The sequence below is a fragment of the Mammaliicoccus vitulinus genome, assembly GCF_029024305.1.
Lineage (GTDB): Bacteria > Bacillota > Bacilli > Staphylococcales > Staphylococcaceae > Mammaliicoccus > Mammaliicoccus vitulinus.
This window is the reverse complement of the sequence record NZ_CP118974.1, coordinates 582,343-599,465: the sequence shown is the minus strand read 5'-3', so window position 1 is coordinate 599,465 and position 17,123 is coordinate 582,343. Positions and strand designations below refer to the sequence as shown.

The 17,123-nt window shown below is 33.3% G+C and carries 16 protein-coding genes; 3 read left to right on the top strand and 13 right to left on the bottom strand.

Features of this window, described 5'->3' with window-relative positions; translation table 11 throughout:
• Positions 1-16: 16 nt before the first annotated feature.
• The 7 genes from narI to modA form a co-directional block, all read right to left on the bottom strand.
• A complete protein-coding gene (gene narI, locus PYW35_RS02810) occupies positions 17-697 on the bottom strand; it encodes a respiratory nitrate reductase subunit gamma (protein WP_016911485.1) in 681 nt (226 codons plus the stop codon).
• Positions 690-1,265, bottom strand: a complete 576-nt coding sequence (gene narJ, locus PYW35_RS02805; RefSeq protein ID WP_016911484.1) for a nitrate reductase molybdenum cofactor assembly chaperone — start codon at positions 1,263-1,265, stop codon at positions 690-692. Before narJ ends, narI begins: the two co-directional genes overlap by 8 nt.
• Complete coding sequence (narH, locus tag PYW35_RS02800; protein ID WP_016911483.1) at positions 1,258-2,814, bottom strand: nitrate reductase subunit beta; 1,557 nt, start codon at positions 2,812-2,814, stop codon at positions 1,258-1,260. Before narH ends, narJ begins: the two co-directional genes overlap by 8 nt.
• Positions 2,804-6,475: a nitrate reductase subunit alpha gene (locus tag PYW35_RS02795; protein ID WP_103322241.1), complete on the bottom strand. Its 3,672-nt coding sequence runs from the start codon at positions 6,473-6,475 to the stop codon at positions 2,804-2,806. The genes narH and PYW35_RS02795 overlap by 11 nt, the downstream gene beginning before the upstream one ends.
• 205 nt (positions 6,476-6,680) lie before the next feature.
• Positions 6,681-7,280, bottom strand: coding sequence for an ATP-binding cassette domain-containing protein (locus tag PYW35_RS02790; protein ID WP_103322242.1), 600 nt, complete (start codon positions 7,278-7,280; stop codon positions 6,681-6,683).
• A 6-nt stretch (positions 7,281-7,286) separates the two neighbouring features.
• A complete protein-coding gene (gene modB / locus PYW35_RS02785; RefSeq protein ID WP_016911480.1) occupies positions 7,287-7,955 on the bottom strand; it encodes a molybdate ABC transporter permease subunit in 669 nt (222 codons plus the stop codon).
• A gap of 11 nt (positions 7,956-7,966) precedes the next feature.
• Positions 7,967-8,734 carry a molybdate ABC transporter substrate-binding protein gene (gene modA / locus PYW35_RS02780; RefSeq protein ID WP_103322243.1) on the bottom strand — a complete coding sequence of 256 codons (768 nt, stop codon included), beginning with the start codon at positions 8,732-8,734 and terminating at the stop codon, positions 7,967-7,969.
• A 238-nt stretch (positions 8,735-8,972) separates the two neighbouring features.
• Here modA and fdhD point away from each other — a divergent pair, with 238 nt between their 5' ends.
• Positions 8,973-9,767: a formate dehydrogenase accessory sulfurtransferase FdhD gene (gene fdhD, locus PYW35_RS02775; RefSeq protein ID WP_103322244.1), complete on the top strand. Its 795-nt coding sequence runs from the start codon at positions 8,973-8,975 to the stop codon at positions 9,765-9,767.
• 59 nt (positions 9,768-9,826) lie between these two features.
• Here fdhD and PYW35_RS02770 read toward each other — a convergent pair whose 3' ends face one another.
• The 5 genes from PYW35_RS02770 to PYW35_RS02750 form a co-directional block, all read right to left on the bottom strand.
• On the bottom strand, positions 9,827-10,573 hold the full coding sequence (locus PYW35_RS02770) for a GNAT family N-acetyltransferase (protein WP_204107799.1): 747 nt from the start codon (positions 10,571-10,573) through the stop codon (positions 9,827-9,829).
• Positions 10,574-10,587: 14 nt separating this feature from the next.
• Positions 10,588-11,139, bottom strand: coding sequence for a biotin transporter BioY (locus PYW35_RS02765; RefSeq protein ID WP_103323555.1), 552 nt, complete (start codon positions 11,137-11,139; stop codon positions 10,588-10,590).
• Between the two features lie 73 nt (positions 11,140-11,212).
• Entirely contained in the window at positions 11,213-12,073 is an 861-nt protein-coding gene (locus tag PYW35_RS02760) for an ROK family protein (protein WP_103323554.1), read from the bottom strand.
• A gap of 9 nt (positions 12,074-12,082) precedes the next feature.
• A complete protein-coding gene (locus tag PYW35_RS02755; protein WP_103323553.1) occupies positions 12,083-12,721 on the bottom strand; it encodes a FadR/GntR family transcriptional regulator in 639 nt (212 codons plus the stop codon).
• A complete protein-coding gene (locus PYW35_RS02750; protein WP_016911817.1) occupies positions 12,721-13,404 on the bottom strand; it encodes a FadR/GntR family transcriptional regulator in 684 nt (227 codons plus the stop codon). Before PYW35_RS02750 ends, PYW35_RS02755 begins: the two co-directional genes overlap by 1 nt.
• Before the next feature lie 151 nt (positions 13,405-13,555).
• Here PYW35_RS02750 and PYW35_RS02745 point away from each other — a divergent pair, with 151 nt between their 5' ends.
• Together PYW35_RS02745 and PYW35_RS02740 are read left to right on the top strand one after the other, a co-directional pair.
• The gene (locus tag PYW35_RS02745) at positions 13,556-14,425 is read left to right on the top strand and encodes an N-acetylneuraminate lyase (RefSeq protein ID WP_103323552.1); all 870 of its coding nucleotides are present in this window, start codon (positions 13,556-13,558) and stop codon (positions 14,423-14,425) included.
• 30 nt (positions 14,426-14,455) lie between these two features.
• Positions 14,456-15,964 carry a sodium:solute symporter family protein gene (locus tag PYW35_RS02740; RefSeq protein WP_103323551.1) on the top strand — a complete coding sequence of 503 codons (1,509 nt, stop codon included), beginning with the start codon at positions 14,456-14,458 and terminating at the stop codon, positions 15,962-15,964.
• A gap of 107 nt (positions 15,965-16,071) precedes the next feature.
• On the opposite strand, the gene PYW35_RS02735 is transcribed toward PYW35_RS02740, so the two are convergent.
• Complete coding sequence (locus tag PYW35_RS02735; RefSeq protein WP_103323550.1) at positions 16,072-17,007, bottom strand: ABC transporter substrate-binding protein; 936 nt, start codon at positions 17,005-17,007, stop codon at positions 16,072-16,074.
• Positions 17,008-17,123 lie beyond the last annotated feature (116 nt).

Sequence of the window (17,123 nt, the reverse complement as noted above, 5' to 3'; positions counted from 1 at the left end):
ATATTTTAATTATAGTTTAATTCGTTTTATGCTTTCTGTAAATAATATAACTTCTGCTAAAATAGTTTAAAGGAACGCTCCAAACATGTACCAATCTAGTAAATGGCCAAATGCTCGTTATGAACAACCCTAATATAATATGCGCTTTAAATGTCCATGGTACATGAGTCATTAATGCAGCATCAGGTTTAAAAATTAGCAAACCTCTAAACCATACTGATATCGTTTGTCTATAATCGAATTCTGGCGTTGTCGCATTCGTCCATAATGTTGCGACACACCCCATAAATACAATTGCTAGTAATAATAAATTTACAAGAATGTCTGAAGCTGAGCTCAATCTTCTAACATTTTCTTTCGTAATTCTTCTAGCAGTTAACAAAAACATCCCGATTAACGTCACAATACCGAAGATACTTCCGATATATACAGCTCCAATATGGTACATATGATCATTCACACCGATAGCACTTAGCCATTCTGCAGGCACACCTAAACCGACGATGTGCCCAAAAATGACAGGAATAATACCTAAGTGAAATAAAATACTCCCCCACATTAATTGCTTTTTCTCTATAAATTCACTAGATTTTGCCGTCCAAGAAAATTGATCGTATTTAAATCTAAAGATATGGCCAACTATAAATATTGCAACACATAAATAAGGGAAAATAACCCATATAAATTGATTAATCACAATTTGTCACCTTCTCTTGTTCTACAACACATGATTTCAAAGTTTCTCGCAGTGCTTTTATAAGGTGGAAGTATGGACTGTTTTGTTCTCCTAGTGCTTTTAATAATTCATAAGTACCATCTTCTATCACCATCACGACCAGTGTTAAGCTTTCTTGTGCTCTGCTGTCACCTCTCCATTCTGCAGCATACAAAAACTCCAGCATCAGAGGCAAAAAGTCAGATAGTTCACTCTTAGGCATCTCTAAACCAAACATTTCATATAATACTTTTAATCTCGCTAACATTTGTCCTCTTTCTTTTTGTTCAGTTAGTTTATTATATGTCATATATAAAGTCGTCTTTTTTTCAAAATCAAATGTTCGCGTATATACTTCTTGAATATCATCTAATGATATGTCGTGCATATTCTTCCAATATTGTTGAATTTCCGCATAACCAGGATGCTGTTCATCAAATGCGCTTTCAAAGGCTTTAGGATGAAAATCTAATTTTTCTGGATAAGTTAGCTGATTACTGAAGAAGCCAAAGCTTTCTTTTAATTGATATAAAGCATCTAAATTAATCACGGAAAATCCCTCCATAGAAGTTTTCGTTATAAATTTCCTGTCCAGATTTATTTTCTGGTAATCCTTGAACACCACAGCCGTCACAATTGGAACCAAACATTTCTCCTCCGTAGCCTTGGCTACCTTGTGCTCTATACGTATCCATGTATCCTTCTTTATGTGAAGTCGGAACAACGAAACGATCTTCATGCTTTGCAATGGCAAGTAGTCTGTACATATCTTTCGTTTGTCTTTCTGAAAGGCCTACACGTTTTAATCTAGATATATCAAATTCTTTACCGCTAGATTTTGCTCTCATATAACTACGCATCATCGCCATTCTTTGCAACGCTTCTTTAACTGTTTTCGTATCACCAGCAGTTAACATATTAGCTAAATACTGAACTGGTAATCTCATTTCTTCAATTGCTGGGAATATCATATCAGGATTTCTAATTGAATCTTTACCTTCAAAATAATTCATAATCGGACTTAATGGCGGGCAATACCAAACCATTGGTAATGTTCTATATTCTGGATGTAATGGAAATGCTAATTTATATTCAATGGCTAATTTGTATACTGGTGAATTTTGAGCTGCTTCAATCCAGTCTTGAGTTATGCCATCTTTTTCTGCTTGTTGGATAATATCTTCATCAAATGGATCTAAAAATAAATCTAGTTGTTTTTGATATAAGTCTTGTTCATTTTCAGCGGAAGCCGCTTCTTGAACTTTATCAGCATCATAAAGCAATACACCTAAATAACGCATACGACCTGTACAAGTTTCAGAACAAACTGTCGGTAAGCCCGCTTCCACTCTTGGAAAACAGAATGTACATTTTTCCGCTTTATTTGTTTTCCAGTTAAAATACACTTTTTTATAAGGACAACCTGTCATACAATATCTCCAACCACGACATGCATCTTGGTCTACAAGTACTATGCCATCTTCATCTCTTTTATACATTGCGCCTGAAGGACATGAAGCTACACAGCTTGGATTTAAGCAATGTTCACATAGTCTTGGTAAATACATCATAAATGTTTGGTCAAAATTAAATTTGATTTCTTCTTCTATTTTTTGAATGTTAGGATCAGTTGGTCCAGTTACATGCGCACCAGCTAAATCATCTTCCCAGTTTGGTCCCCATTTAATATCTAACTTCTTACCAGAAATAACAGATTCTGCTTTTGCTACTGGAGAATGCTCGCTTTCTTTAGCTGTCGTTAAATGCTTATAGTTATATGTCCATGGTTCATAATAGTCTTTCATTTCAGGCATATCTGGATTGTAGAATATTTTACCAAGCGCAATTTTAGACAATTTACTACCTGATTTTAATTCTAATTTCCCTTTTTTATTAAGCACCCAGCCACCTTTATATGTTTCTTGATCTTCCCAACGTTTCGGATAGCCTATCCCTGGTTTCGTTTCTACGTTATTGAACCAAATATATTCAGCACCAGGTCGGTTCGTCCATGTGCTTTTACACGTTACACTACACGTATGGCACCCGATACATTTATCTAAATTCATTACCATAGCTACTTGTGCTTTAATCTTCAAGCCAATCTACCTCCTTCATTTTTCTAATCGCAACATATACATCTCTTTGGTTACCGATAGGACCATAGTAATTAAAACCGTAACTAATTTGCGCATAACCACCGACTAATTGTGTTGGTTTCAAATGTATACGGGTTGGTGCATTATGAGAGCCTCCACGCGTATCTGTAATTTCAGAACCTGGTGTTTCAATATGTTTATCTTGAGCATGGTACATAAACATTGTTCCTCTTGGCATTCTATGTGATACAACTGCTCTTGCCGTTACAACACCGTTTCTGTTATATACTTCGAGCCAATCATTATCATTAATATCATTTGCCATCGCATCTTCTTTTGAAATCCATACTGTCGGTCCACCTCTAAACAGCGTTAACATATGAAGGTTATCTTGATATGTTGAATGTATATTCCACTTTCCGTGAGGCGTTAAATATCTCAATACAAGCGTGTCAACACCGCCTTTTATTTGTTTGTCTTTCGTTCCAAACACCATTGGAGGCAATGTCGGTTTATAAACAGGTAAGTTCTCTCCAAACTGTAAGAATACTTCGTGATCAATATAATAACTTTGTCTTCCAGTCAATGTTCTAAATGGTACATAACGTTCAATATTCGTAGTAAATGGCGAATATCTTCTACCTAATTTATTTGACCCTGGGAAGACTGCTGTAGGTATCACTTCTCTAGGTTGAGCCGTAATATTTTGGAATGTAATTTTTTCAGAAGCACGTTCAGCTGAAATATCTTTAAGTGTCATGCCTGTTTGTTCTTCCAAGTCGTCGTATGATTTTTGAGACACTTTCCCATTTGAAGCTGATGAAACGTTTAATATAACGTCTGCTACTTTTCTTGCTGTATCCATTTTTGGCAAGCCGTTTTTAACTGTGTCATCTTCCCAAGTATCTAACATAATTTTTAATTCATCATACTGTTCTTTAACAGAAAAGCTTATGCCGTGAGCGCCAATTTTCCCTTTTTCTAATAACGGTCCAACAGAAATGTATTTATCGTATATAGCCGTATAGTCTCTCTCAACTACTGCAAATCCAGGCATCGTTTTACCTGGTATTGCGTCTATTTCACCTTTTGACCAGTCTTTTACGATACCGTATGGTGTTGAAATCTCTTGTTTAGAATCATGCGCTAACGGTGTTGTTACAACGTCTTTAAATGTCCCTTTCATATGCGTCTTAGATAATTCTGATACAGATTTAGATAAAGTTTTGAAAATATCCCAATCTGATTTAGATTCCCATAACGGATCGACTGCTGGGTTAAATGGATGAATAAATGGATGCATATCCGTTGAAGAAATATCATGCTTTTCATACCAAGTTGCTGCTGGTAGAACGATATCTGCATATAAAGGTGTCGCTGTCATTCTGAAATCTAAAGCAACTAACAAGTCTAATTTGCCATTTGTTTCTTCTCTCCAAATAATTTCTTCTGGCTTTTCAGTTTCATTAGGATTTGCTAACAAACCAGATTTAGCACCTAATAAATGCTTCATGAAATATTCTTGTCCTTTGGCAGAACTTGAAATTAAATTTGAACGCCAAACAAATAATGTTTTAGGATGATTTTGTTTCGCATCTGGATCTTCTATAGCAAATTTTGTCTTTTTCTTTTTCACAGATTCTACAGCATTTTTAATGATTGTGTCGTTTGAATCGTCACCTGCTTCTTTCGCTTCTTCGCCAAATAATAAGCTATTACAATCAAATTGTGGATATGATGGTAACCAGCCTAATCTCGCTGCCAACACATTGTAATCTGCAGGATGCTGATGCTTTAATTCATTTGATAACGGTGATTGTAATTTATCGACACCCGATTCTTCGTATTTCCATTGGTCAGTAGCAAAATAAAACCAACTTGTCGCATTCTGTAATCTTGGTGGACCTTGCCAATCTTTTGCAAAGGCAATTGTTGACCAACCTTCTATAGGTCTACACTTTTCTTGTCCTACATAGTGCGCCCATCCACCACCATTTACACCTTGGCAACCACACAGCATAACGAGGTTTAAAATCGAACGATATATTGTATCTGAGTTAAACCAATGATTGATGCCAGCTCCCATAATAATCATTGAACGCCCTTGTGTATCAATTGCATTTTGAGCAAACTCTCTTGCAACTTGAGTGACAACAGAAGATTTAACACCTGTTATTTTTTCTTGCCATTTAGGTGAATAGAATGAATTTTCATCTTCATAACTTGAAGCTTCAAGAGGATGATTAAATCTTTTTACACCGTATTGGCTTGTCATTAAATCATATATCGTTGCTATATAAATTTTTTCACCGTGTTGATTTTCAATTTCTTTAGCTAAAATCGGTCTTTCAAAAATGCCATTTCCTGTATTATCAAAATAAGGAAATTGAATCGTCATCAATTTTGAATTGTGTTCTTTCAACGTTAATGCTGGATCAATCTTTGAACCATCTTCGTTTTCTAAGTTAAGATTCCACTTAACGCCTTCTTCATATCGTTGTCCCATTGTTCCATTAGGTATCACAAGCTTTTCAGTATTTTGATCATATACAACAGGTTTCCATTCAGCATGTTCAGTTTCCATACCTAAATCACTGGATCTTAAAAATCTGCCTGCTTTATATCCTTCTCCATGCTTTTCTAATTGAATAACGAAAGGCATATCTGTATATTGTTTCGAATAATTTATAAACATTTCTTCTTGCTTATCTTCATAATATTCTTGAAGTATGACGTGTGTCATCGCTTGAGCCAATGCTGCATCAGTACCTGGATTTGGAGCTAACCAATTATCAGCGAATTTCACATTTTCAGCATAATCCGGTGCTACTGATACAACTTTTGTACCTTTATAACGAACTTCAGTCATAAAATGCGCATCAGGTGTTCTTGTAAGTGGCACGTTTGAGCCCCACATAATAATATAACCAGCGTTATACCAATCACTAGATTCAGGTACGTCTGTTTGTTCACCCCATATTTGTGGAGATGCAGGTGGCAAATCGGCATACCAGTCATAAAAGCTCAACATTTCTCCACCTAATAAAGAGATAAAGCGAGCTCCAGAAGCATAACTGATCATAGACATCGCAGGTATAGGCGTAAATCCAGCTATTCTATCAGGACCAAACTTTTTAACCGTATAAATAATTTGTGCGGCGATGAGTTGTGTAACGTCTCTCCAATTAACTCTTACGTGCCCACCTTTACCTCTAGCGCTTTTGTATATTTCCGCTTTGCTTTCATCTTCTACAATAGATGCCCAAGCAACAACAGGATCACCAAATTCACTTAAAGCAGCTTTCCATAATTTCCAAAGTTTCCCTCTAACATAAGGGAATTTCACACGTAACGGGCTATATTCATACCATGAAAAAGAAGCACCACGAGGACATCCTCTCGGTTCAAATTCAGGCATGTCAGGTCCACATGAAGGATAATCAATCTGTTGATTCTCCCATGTTATAACACCATTTTTCACGAAAACTTTCCACGAACATGATCCAGTACAGTTAACACCATGTGTAGTCCTAACCACTTTGTCATGACTCCATCGCTCTCTATACATCTTTTCCCATTCTCTACTTTTCTCTTCTAAAATCGACCAGTTACCATTAAATTTTTCAGTTGGCTTAAAGAATTTCAAACCTAATTTAGACATCGATAGAACCTCCTAATAATTGCCCTTTATTATCTAAATTAATTGTATTTTTTTTCACAAACTTTTTATATTAGGGGATTACCTATAGTTCCTTATGAAATCCCTATTCTCATGATTTTGTATAATGCTGTCTGAGGAATACGTGAGCAAAAAAAGACTGCCGACAAGTTCACTTTAAGTGACTTTATCGACAGTCTGAGATTTTTTATTTTATTTCTATTATTTCATCTGCTAATGTTTGAACTTCTTTTTTAGAATGAGATACAAGAATAATTGGAATTTGCCACGTCCTAAATATAGATTTTATAAGTGCCATTCCTTCTTCTTTAGTCTCATCATCCAAACTCGAAAATGGCTCATCTAATAACAGCAAGTTCGGCTTTACGCTTAATACCCTACATAATGCTACTCTTTGGGATTCTCCACCCGATAACGTTGAAGGGTATTGATTTAAACAATTACTGATTCGTAACTGATTGATCAACTGTTCCGTTTCTTTGCTTGCTGACTTCATATAATGAATATTTTCTTGAACGGTCATATGTGGAAATAGTTGATAGTCTTGAAATAAATATCCAATTTTTCTTTCTTGAACTTTTATAAGATGGTTACCGTCACTTAATGTTTTGTTCTGTATAATAATTTTACATTCATCTGCTTCTGTCAGACCTGCAATGATATTTAACAAAGTAGATTTGCCAATACCAGATTTACCTACAACTGCATAAATTTTAGGTTGTGAAGACTCGATATTTAATTTGATTGTTCTATCTTTAATGGATTTTTTTATAGAAATATTAATCATAAATATCTACTCCCACTTATGATGCTTTTGATTTAATAAATTAATCGTACTTATTACACATATAGCAAAAGTTATCAATACTATTACCCATAGCCATGCCTTATGTTCTTCGCCTGACTGCACTAAGAAATATATTTCTAAAGGAAGCGTGTTCGTTAATCCTGGAATGTATCCAGCAATCATAAGTGTAGCGCCAAATTCTCCGAGTCCTCTAGCAAAACTCATGACAACACCTGAGAATATAGACCGCTTCGCCAAAGGTAATACAATCGTTCTAAATATCTTTCCTTCACTCGCTCCCATAGTTCTAGCTGAGTTGAGCATTTTTGGATTTATCGCTTGAAAACCATTGATAACATGTTGATACATTAAAGGTAAGCTCACAATAATGGCTGCAATGACAGCACCAATCCACGAAAAAATGACATTAATATGAAATACATTATCTAACAGTTGTCCGAAAAATTGATTTTTTGAAAATATAATAAGCAATATAAAACCCATAACAGTTGGTGGTAATACAATTGGTAACATGATGACACTTTCGATAATGGGCTTTAATTTACCTTTATAGTTAAACATCAGTTTAGCCAGAGTGATACCTAGGATACATACGATGATCGTACTAATTAATGTTACTTTAACGGATATCCATAATGGTGTTAAGTCTGGCATAGCTTTATCTCCTAACCTTCAAAGTGATATTCTTTTAAAATTTCTTTCGCTTCTTTAGATTTTAAGAAATCAAACCATTCTTTCGCTTCTTTATTATCTGTAACGAGTCCTGCTCTATATATAATTGGTTCATTTAAAGGTGCATCTGATAATTTAACAACATTATCTGCTTTTTTATCTTTTCCTTTATATAAATCAGTTTCATATACAAAGCCAGCTTCGGCATTTTCTTTTTGAACATAATTCAATACTTGTTTCACGTCTTTAGCAAATACAAATGTACTTGTCATACCTTCATATAAATCTTCTTTTTTCATATACTCAAGAGCATAATGGCCTGCTGGCACACTTTTTTCTTCTCCAAGAGCCACTTTTTTAGGTGAAGTAATATCTCTCAATTCTTTTATATCAGAATTTTTATATTTTATAATAATTAATTTGTTTTTAGCATAATCATAAACTTCAGATACTTTATCATTATCTTGTAGTTTATCGACATCTGATGTATTTGCTGACATTATCACGTCTACATCTGCTCCAGCCTCTACTTGTTTACGTAAACTTCCTGAACCACCATAATTAAATTTAATATGCGTATTAGGATGCTTTTTATTGAATTCCTTTTCTAGCGCTTTCGATACATCTGTTAAACTTGCTGCTGCCGAAACTGTTAAAGTCTTACTTTCAGTTTCTTTTTTAGCTTTATCCTGATTAGATTCCGTACTACAACCAGCTAATACAAGAAGTAATGCTACGGCAAATATTAATAACTTTTTCATTTTCTCGTTCCTCTCTCATGTAAAATATGTATAAACTTAATTTACACCTTTCAATATATTAATGAAAGCCTTGTGTTTATTTTTTCACAAATACTCCTTAATTGATATAGCTTATTTATAAAACAAGGGATATCCCCTACACATTTATTGCATCGTTCGAAAGTGCTTTCACTTTATATATGCTTCTTTTAACAGTAAAATTAATATATATTAATTAATGACTAAGTGAGGAATTCTTATGAAGCATAATATGGCTTACAATCAACCTATTTTAAAATATCAAAACAATAAGTTTATAGAAACAACCGATTGCTACGTTACAGAATTTCCTCTCACAATCATGATAAACGGTGAAGAGTTTGCGACAATCATATGTTCTCCAAATAATTTAAGAGAACTCGTTATAGGTTTTATAGCATCAGAAGGCGTCATCATGAAAAAAGATGAAATCAAAAGAATCACAATAGACGATTCAAAAGGATTTGCACATATAGAATTAACTAAAATAATAGATCCTAATTATAAAAAGTACACACAAAGAATGATTTCATCATGTTGCGGAAAAAGTAGAGAATTCTATTTTAATAACGATGCTGCTACAGCCAAAATATCTCATTCAAAGTTAAAAATAAATCCACAACAAATTATCTCAATGATGGATAAACTGCATACAGAAAGCAAAACATTCAAAGAAACCGGTGGATTACACAATGCGGCAATCAGTGATGGTGATAACTTTTATGAACATCGCTCAGATATCGGCAGACACAACGCTCTCGATAAATTGTATGGACACTGTATAGAATACAATATTCCGATTCGAAATAAAGTGCTCATTTTTAGTGGTCGTATTTCCTCGGAAATATTGATTAAAGCTGCGAAAATTGGCGTAGGCATTATTCTGTCTAAATCCGCACCTACTAACTTAGCAATTGACTTAGCAGACGATTTAAATATCACATCTGTCGGTTTTATTAGAGACGGTAGCTTCAACGTTTATAGTCATTCAGAAAGAATCATTAGAAGTCTTTAAATGAATCAAACAACTAAGCGCCTACTAAACCCTATAAAGGTAAAGTAGGCGCTTATTTATTATTCATTTTCTTTTAAAGCTTCGTATTGATAGCCACTATATACATAACCTTGTTTCTTGTACATATCTTTTGCGGTATCTTCTCCATCTGCTACTAATATAATCGGCTTGTCTTGAGCAAAGTCCGCAACGAAAGCTTGCATCTTAGTACCGATACCGAGCTTTCTATAAGGTTCTCTTACTGTAAAACTATCTAATTCTACATATTTCTCATGGTTCCAAATGAGTAATGTACCAACTGGCTTGCCTTGATAATATGATAATACTTGTACAGGATTATCTTCATATAATTGTTTTTTACTCACTTCAATTTTAAGTTCTGCATAATCTGTACCGTACTTCTTATCATATTCATAAGATACATTTAAAAAATCTACAAGATTATCTTCATTAGTTGTTACAACATCTATATCGTCATTATCTTTACTCACAAAATCTTTATCTACATTAATGTATAATTCAATCCAACTATATTCATAACCATTTTCTTTTAAGTATCCTTCTAATTCAGAATCTATTGAATGATTTTCAGGAAACACAAATTTTAGAAAAGGTTGTTTATGTTGCTCATGTAACGTTTTCAACATCTGTTCGTCTTTTTTAAAAGTATTTAAATCAGGTATAACTTTGTACACTATTTTATTAGAGTCATACTGAATACGTTTATTCAAAGTATGATATTGGATATATCGATCTGTCTCATTCAATATGTCTCCATCTGTTACTATGTCTATAAATGAAACCATGTTAAGTCACCTCATTAAGTTTTTCTTAACCTTTTAATTTCAGGTATATTCTTCAAACTAAATAATAACATAGTTGCCAATATTGCTTTAACAATATCCCCAGGAAGGAAAGTAGCTGCTAGTATATATCTTTTAGAAATTGATATATTCATGAATTCTCCCATGAAATAACCACCAACTAAGTTGAGTAATAACACACCAATAATGATATTAACGGTTAATGCATATGTAAATGTTAGCTTATTCCATTTTTTATCTATCAATAAACCTATTAAAAATGCCACAACTGGATACCCAAATAGATAACCTGCAGAAGGTCCGAAGAATACACCTAAGCCGCCTCTTCCTCCAGATAATAACGGTAGACCAGTAGCTACAAGTAGTAAAAATATAACAACGCTCAATGTACCTCTCTTATAGCCTAGTAAACAGCCAGCCAATATAATTCCAATATTTTGTAATACAATTGGCACTGGCATAAATGGTAATGGTATCGGTGGTATGAATGCCATTACTGCAATAAAAGCTGTAAACATTGCTATCATAACGATATCTTTAGTCTTCACTTTCTTCACTCCTAATATTAAGATATCGTAAATTATACCACATTGTTAACCTATTCGTAACATAAGTTAACAATTAATCGAAAAATGTTGAGACTGCTCCATAGAGTGCCGAATCATTACCTTTAGAAGTTGTTTCTATTTTTGCATGCCCATATGCTTCTGGAAGGAAATTATCGATAAATGGTTCAATTAAACTTATTAATTTCCCTTCCTGTTTAGAAATACCGCCACCAATTAATATGACTTCTGGATCAAACATTATTTGAACTTGAGCAATACCTTCAGCAACATATTTAGCCCATTCGTTTAATATTTTCAGCGCTTTGTCATCTTGTTCATATGCTCTATCAAATAAATTTTCAACCGTGACAACTTCTTTATAATGTTCTTGAATTAATGCTTTCAAAGCGGTAGTTGACCCTCTATCTTCATATGTCTTATCAGTTTGTTCATCATATAATAAGTATCCAATTTCACATGCTCTATATTGTTTGCCTTCTAGTAATTTATCTTCGTAATAAGCGCCCCCGATACCAGTACCTATTGTCATTAAAAATATAGATTTTACATCTGTACGATATTCTAACAATTCACCTAGCAATGCACTAGAAACATCATTATTTATCACAACATTTCCTGCTATATCTGCTAAAGATTCTTTGAAATTTGTGCCATTATAATATGGAATTGTAGGTCCTGCATATGTAATTTCACCTTTTTCAGAATCAACCACACCTGCTGTAGAAATACCAACATCTGGGTTATTTAAGTGAAAGGTTTCTTTATAATCTTGAATGATGCGTATAACCTCTTGAAGAATACCACCATTTTTATTGTGAGGTGTCTTTACTTTCTGATAACCATGTAAGCTTTGAGATTTATCTATAACACCAGACTTTATAAAAGTGCCTCCAATATCAATTGCAATTTTCATAATATCCTCCTATTTAGACAAGTGCTGTGTCATGAGTTCTTTCGCTAATTTAACATCTTTATTCGATATGGCATCTACAATTTGTTTATGTGTTTCGTTTGTTTGAATATAATCTATATCCTGCCCTTCTTCTTCAATATGATAAAAATATGAATGAATAACTGAACTCAATTGTTCAAACAATACATTGCCAGTCGAATGCAAAATAGATTGGTGGAATGCTTTATCGTTCTCATAATGATTTGTAACATCTTCGTTAACGATAGCTTTCATCTGACTGATGTCTTTATTTAATTTTACGATTTCTTCGATAGCAGCACATTCAAAAATAATTCTTAGCGAGAGCAAATCTTTTTTCGATCCATTCGCAACTCGGAAACTAAATAAGAAACCTTCTACTAAACTGGAAACATCAGGTGCTTTAATTAACGTGCCTCTACCTTGTACCGTCTCGATAACACCAGTATGTTCAAGATAACTCAACGCTTCCCTTACAACCGATCGACTGACGCCATACATTTCCGTAAATGCCCTTTCTGTCGGTAATCTATCCCCTTCAGTTAAACCTTGATCTAAAATATATTGTTTGATTTCTTGTAAAACTTGAGTCTTTAAACTTTGAACTTCAATTTTATTTAATTTTCCCATCATTTTTGCTCCAATTCTTCTATCCATTCAATAACTCGAGACAGATGTTTATTAATAATTGTATGTGCTAAAGACAAATCTCTCGATTCTATTGCTTGTATAATATCCCTATGTTCTTTATAAGATTTTTTGATATCTTCCTTATCAACCACTTGATTGAATTGATTTTTTACAAAGTACTCTTTGATAACTTTACTCATTGTAATTAACGTTTGATTTTCCGTGAATAATATAATCGTTTCATGAAAAGCTGAATCATATTGAGCTAATTTTTGAGAATGCTCTATAGATTTATAATAAACTTCATTTATTTCTTTTAACTTATTGGCATCTATCGGAATTGCATTTTCGATGAGTAGACGTATCGCACCTAGCTCTAATATTTTACGAACTTCTAACAACTCTTTTATTTTGAAGCCGTGTACTTTCATATGTGACTCAAATAACATAGATAAATGTTTATTTTTCTCTGTAATAAACATACCGCTTCCTGACTTAACTTGAATAAGTCCACTTTGTTGCAAACGACTAATAGCTTCTCTTACTACAGTTCTACTAACACCTAATTGGTCTATAAGCATTTTCTCTGAAGGCAGTTTATCCCCATTTTCAAATTGATGTTCAGCTATATATTCTTTTAAATTTTCTACTGCTACATCAACTAACGATGTTCGTTTCATCATGATTTTCTACCTCCCTTTAATAATTTATTTTATCATAATTGCCATGACAAATAATAAAAACGATTGACATAGACAAATGTATTCGCTTACAATATGATTATAAATTGGTCTGACAATATTATCAATATATAAATAAAAAGGAGTTTTTTAAATGAAAGGTTTATATTCAGCGTTATTAGTACCATTTGATGAAGAGGGAAATATTTTAGAATCAGGATTAAGACAAATCATTCGTCAAAATATCGAAGAACAAAAAATTGATGGCTTATATGTAAACGGTAGTTCTGGAGAAAATTTCTTAATGAACACTATTCAAAAGAAAAAAGTATTTGAAATTGTTAAAGATGAAGCTGGCAATGAAATAAAACTTATTGCACAAGTTGGTGCCTTGGATTTAAAAGAAGCCATTGAATTAGGTCAATATGCGACTGAATTAGGTTATGATGCTTTATCAGCTGTTACACCTTTCTACTATCCATTCAACTTTGAAGAAATCAAATATTATTACGATGCAATAATTGAAGCAACTGGTAACGATATGATTATCTATTCTATACCTGCTTTAACAGGTGTTAACTTATCTATTCAACAGTTTGATGAATTGTTTAAAAATGAAAAAGTTATTGGAATTAAATACACTGCAGCTGACTTCTTCTTATTAGAAAGAATTAGAAAAGCATTCCCAGATAAACTTATACTTTCTGGATTTGATGAAATGCTCATACAAGCAGCTGTTTCAGGTGTAGATGGTGCAATTGGATCTACTTATAACATTAACGGTCGTCGTGCTAGACAAATTTTCAACTTAGCAAAAGAAGGAAACATTCAAGAAGCATATGAACGCCAACACGAAACAAACGATATCATCGAGCAAGTCCTAGCTTTAGGTATCTATCCAACATTAAAAGCTGTTCTATCAACTAAAGGTATTGAAGCTGGCTCTGTAAAACGCCCATTAGCACCATTAGACGATGATTCATTAGAAAAAGTTAAAGAACTCGTTTCTAAATACAACTTATAATTTATTGATGAACGAAGGGGATGTCATACTATGAATGAAGTAGGTTTTGGTACAGGAAACTGGATAGCGTTATGCATCTATTTATTAATAACGTTATTCATCGGTGTATATTTCTCGAAAAGAGCCGGGCAAGATACAGAAGCATTTTTCAAGGCAAAAGGGAGAGTCCCAGCTTGGGCAGTAGGTTTCTCTATATATGCGACAACTTTAAGTGCTATTACATATATGGGAACACCTGAAAGAGCATTTAATACGGATTGGTCATATGCGGCAGGTAATATAGCAATCATAGCTATTATACCTTTACTTATATACTTCTATATTCCGTTCTTTAGAAAGTTGGATGTTACAACTGCTTACGAATATTTAGAAGAAAGATTTGGCATCGTTATGCGTGTCATCGGTTCACTCGCATTTACTTTATTCCACATTGGTCGTGTTGCAATCGTTATTTATTTACCAACACTCGCCATTACATCAGTTTCAGATATTAATCCATATTTAATCGCTGCATTAGTAGGATTACTTTGTATGATTTATACATTTATGGGTGGTATCGAAGGGGTTATCTGGAGTGATGTTATTCAAGGGATTATTTTAATCGGTGGTGCCGTTGCCGTGATTTTCTTAGGCGCATTTCAAATCGACGGAAATTTTGCAACGATCGCACAAGAAGCTATGCAAGATAAGAAATTGATATCAGTAGAGAATTGGAAATTTGGAACAGCTGCAGCTGCCATTCCAATTATATTCATAGGCTCTATCTTTAATAACTTACATCAATATACAGCCAGTCAAGATATCGTTCAACGTTATCAAACAACTGGTTCTATATCATCAACAAATAAATCATTATGGACTAACGGATTTCTAGCTCTTATTACAATTCCAATTTTCTATGGAATGGGAACAGTACTGTATTCTTTTTATAATAATGTTTCTTCATTACCAGAAGGATTTAACACTTCAGCAATCGTACCGTATTTCATTTTGACACAAATACCACCATTTGTTGGAGGATTATTAATAGCAGCAATATTCGCGGCAGCACAATCTACAATTTCATCAAGCTTGAACTCAATTTCAGCTTGTGTTGTAGTAGACTTGAAACAAAGATTTTCTAAAAATAACAACTCTAAAAATGATGTGCTATTAGCTAGAATCATCATCATTATCGCAGGCATTTTTGGTACGTTAGCATCATTATACTTAATCAATCAAGAAACAAACGAGACATGGGATTTATTCTTACTTGTAACCGGATTATTCGGAGTACCAATTGCCGGAGTATTTGCAGTAGGTATCTTTACTAAGAGAGCAAATACGTATGGTGTTATAATCGGATTAATCGTAGCAGCAATCGTATCTTACTTTATTGGAAAAACTGAAATCACACCATTTACAGTATCCGTGATCGGTTTCTTCATAGCTTTTATCGTAGGATATTTAGCAAGCTTACCATTCTCAAAACACAATAAAAATATCGTAGGTTTAACTATTTATACAATTAATGATCAATACGTAAAAGAAACTAAATAGCTTTGATTATACCGAAAGAAAAAACAGAGAAAATCCTTGTTCTCCCAGGATTTTCTCTGTTTTTGTATATTTATATTTGAGACTGGATTGTTCAACCTCATAACACTTTATTTATCAGCGTTTTTAAGTAATTGTTCTTTTAAGTATTTACGTTGCATTTCTAATGAGTACGGATCATTGTACCAGAATGTTTGTGCATCTAATTCTATTACTTTGTCATTCTTAACTGCAGGTATAGATTTCCAAGATTCTGTCTTAGTGAATTCTGGTTTAGCTTTTCCTTTAGTTAATGGTAAGAATAAATAGTCTCCTGAGTATTTTTCAATTTCTTCTTGAGATATTTTTTTCCAACCATCTTTCTTAACGTCTTTTTCTACACTTTCAGGCATTTTCAAATCAAATGCTTGGTATAAAATTTCTGTTCCTCTACCCCAGTTTTCACCATAGCTGTAAATATCTTTTTCGAATGCTTCAATAACTGAAACTGTTGTATCTTCACCGATTTTTTCTCTAATTTCTTTACCGTCTTTAGCTGTTTCTTTTTTCCATTTTTCTACCCATTTTTTGGCTTGATCTTCTTTACCTACTAATTTACCAAGTTCTACTTGCATATCTAAGTAGTTATGTTTTACGTAATCATATGGAATGGTTGGTGCTATTTTTTCATATTTTTTTAAGTTTTTATCTGCATTATATGTAATGATTAAATCTGGTTTTAATTCTGCAACTTGCTCAACATTATCTTCACTGACTTTCTTAATGTCTTTAATTTTATCTTTAAGAATCGGTGTTTGCTCTGTTGAAGCTGGAACCCCTATTGGTTTAACGCCTAAATGTAATAATCCACCAACATATGATGGTGCTAAAACAACAATACGTTTAGGTTTCTTCGGTATATCTATTTTTTTCCCGTCATCTAATTTATAGCTCACTGTTTCTTTGCTTGATTTAGTCTTGCTATTGCTATCTTTATCTTCTGATTTGTTCCCGCATGCAGCAACCATCAAAGCTAAAGCCATAACTAGCATTAAAATTTTTCTCATAATTGTCCTCCCAATTGATAATGACTCTCATTTTCATCTCTGTTTATTATATAACCCTTAATCACTTATAGCAATAACATTTTTTAATTTACATTTTATTTTAACGATTCATTTAT

Coding starts and splice junctions, on each gene's coding strand:
- PYW35_RS02795 (WP_103322241.1), bottom strand. CDS start 6,475: ATGTCTAAATTAGGTTTGAAATTCTTTAAGCCAACTGAAAAATTTAAT.
- modB (WP_016911480.1), bottom strand. CDS start 7,955: ATGCCAGACTTAACACCATTATGGATATCCGTTAAAGTAACATTAATT.
- PYW35_RS02790 (WP_103322242.1), bottom strand. CDS start 7,280: ATGATTAATATTTCTATAAAAAAATCCATTAAAGATAGAACAATCAAA.
- PYW35_RS02735 (WP_103323550.1), bottom strand. CDS start 17,007: ATGAGAAAAATTTTAATGCTAGTTATGGCTTTAGCTTTGATGGTTGCT.
- fdhD (WP_103322244.1), top strand. CDS start 8,973: ATGAAGCATAATATGGCTTACAATCAACCTATTTTAAAATATCAAAAC.
- PYW35_RS02755 (WP_103323553.1), bottom strand. CDS start 12,721: ATGGGAAAATTAAATAAAATTGAAGTTCAAAGTTTAAAGACTCAAGTT.
- modA (WP_103322243.1), bottom strand. CDS start 8,734: ATGAAAAAGTTATTAATATTTGCCGTAGCATTACTTCTTGTATTAGCT.
- PYW35_RS02745 (WP_103323552.1), top strand. CDS start 13,556: ATGAAAGGTTTATATTCAGCGTTATTAGTACCATTTGATGAAGAGGGA.
- PYW35_RS02760 (WP_103323554.1), bottom strand. CDS start 12,073: ATGAAAATTGCAATTGATATTGGAGGCACTTTTATAAAGTCTGGTGTT.
- PYW35_RS02770 (WP_204107799.1), bottom strand. CDS start 10,573: ATGGTTTCATTTATAGACATAGTAACAGATGGAGACATATTGAATGAG.
- PYW35_RS02750 (WP_016911817.1), bottom strand. CDS start 13,404: ATGATGAAACGAACATCGTTAGTTGATGTAGCAGTAGAAAATTTAAAA.
- PYW35_RS02740 (WP_103323551.1), top strand. CDS start 14,456: ATGAATGAAGTAGGTTTTGGTACAGGAAACTGGATAGCGTTATGCATC.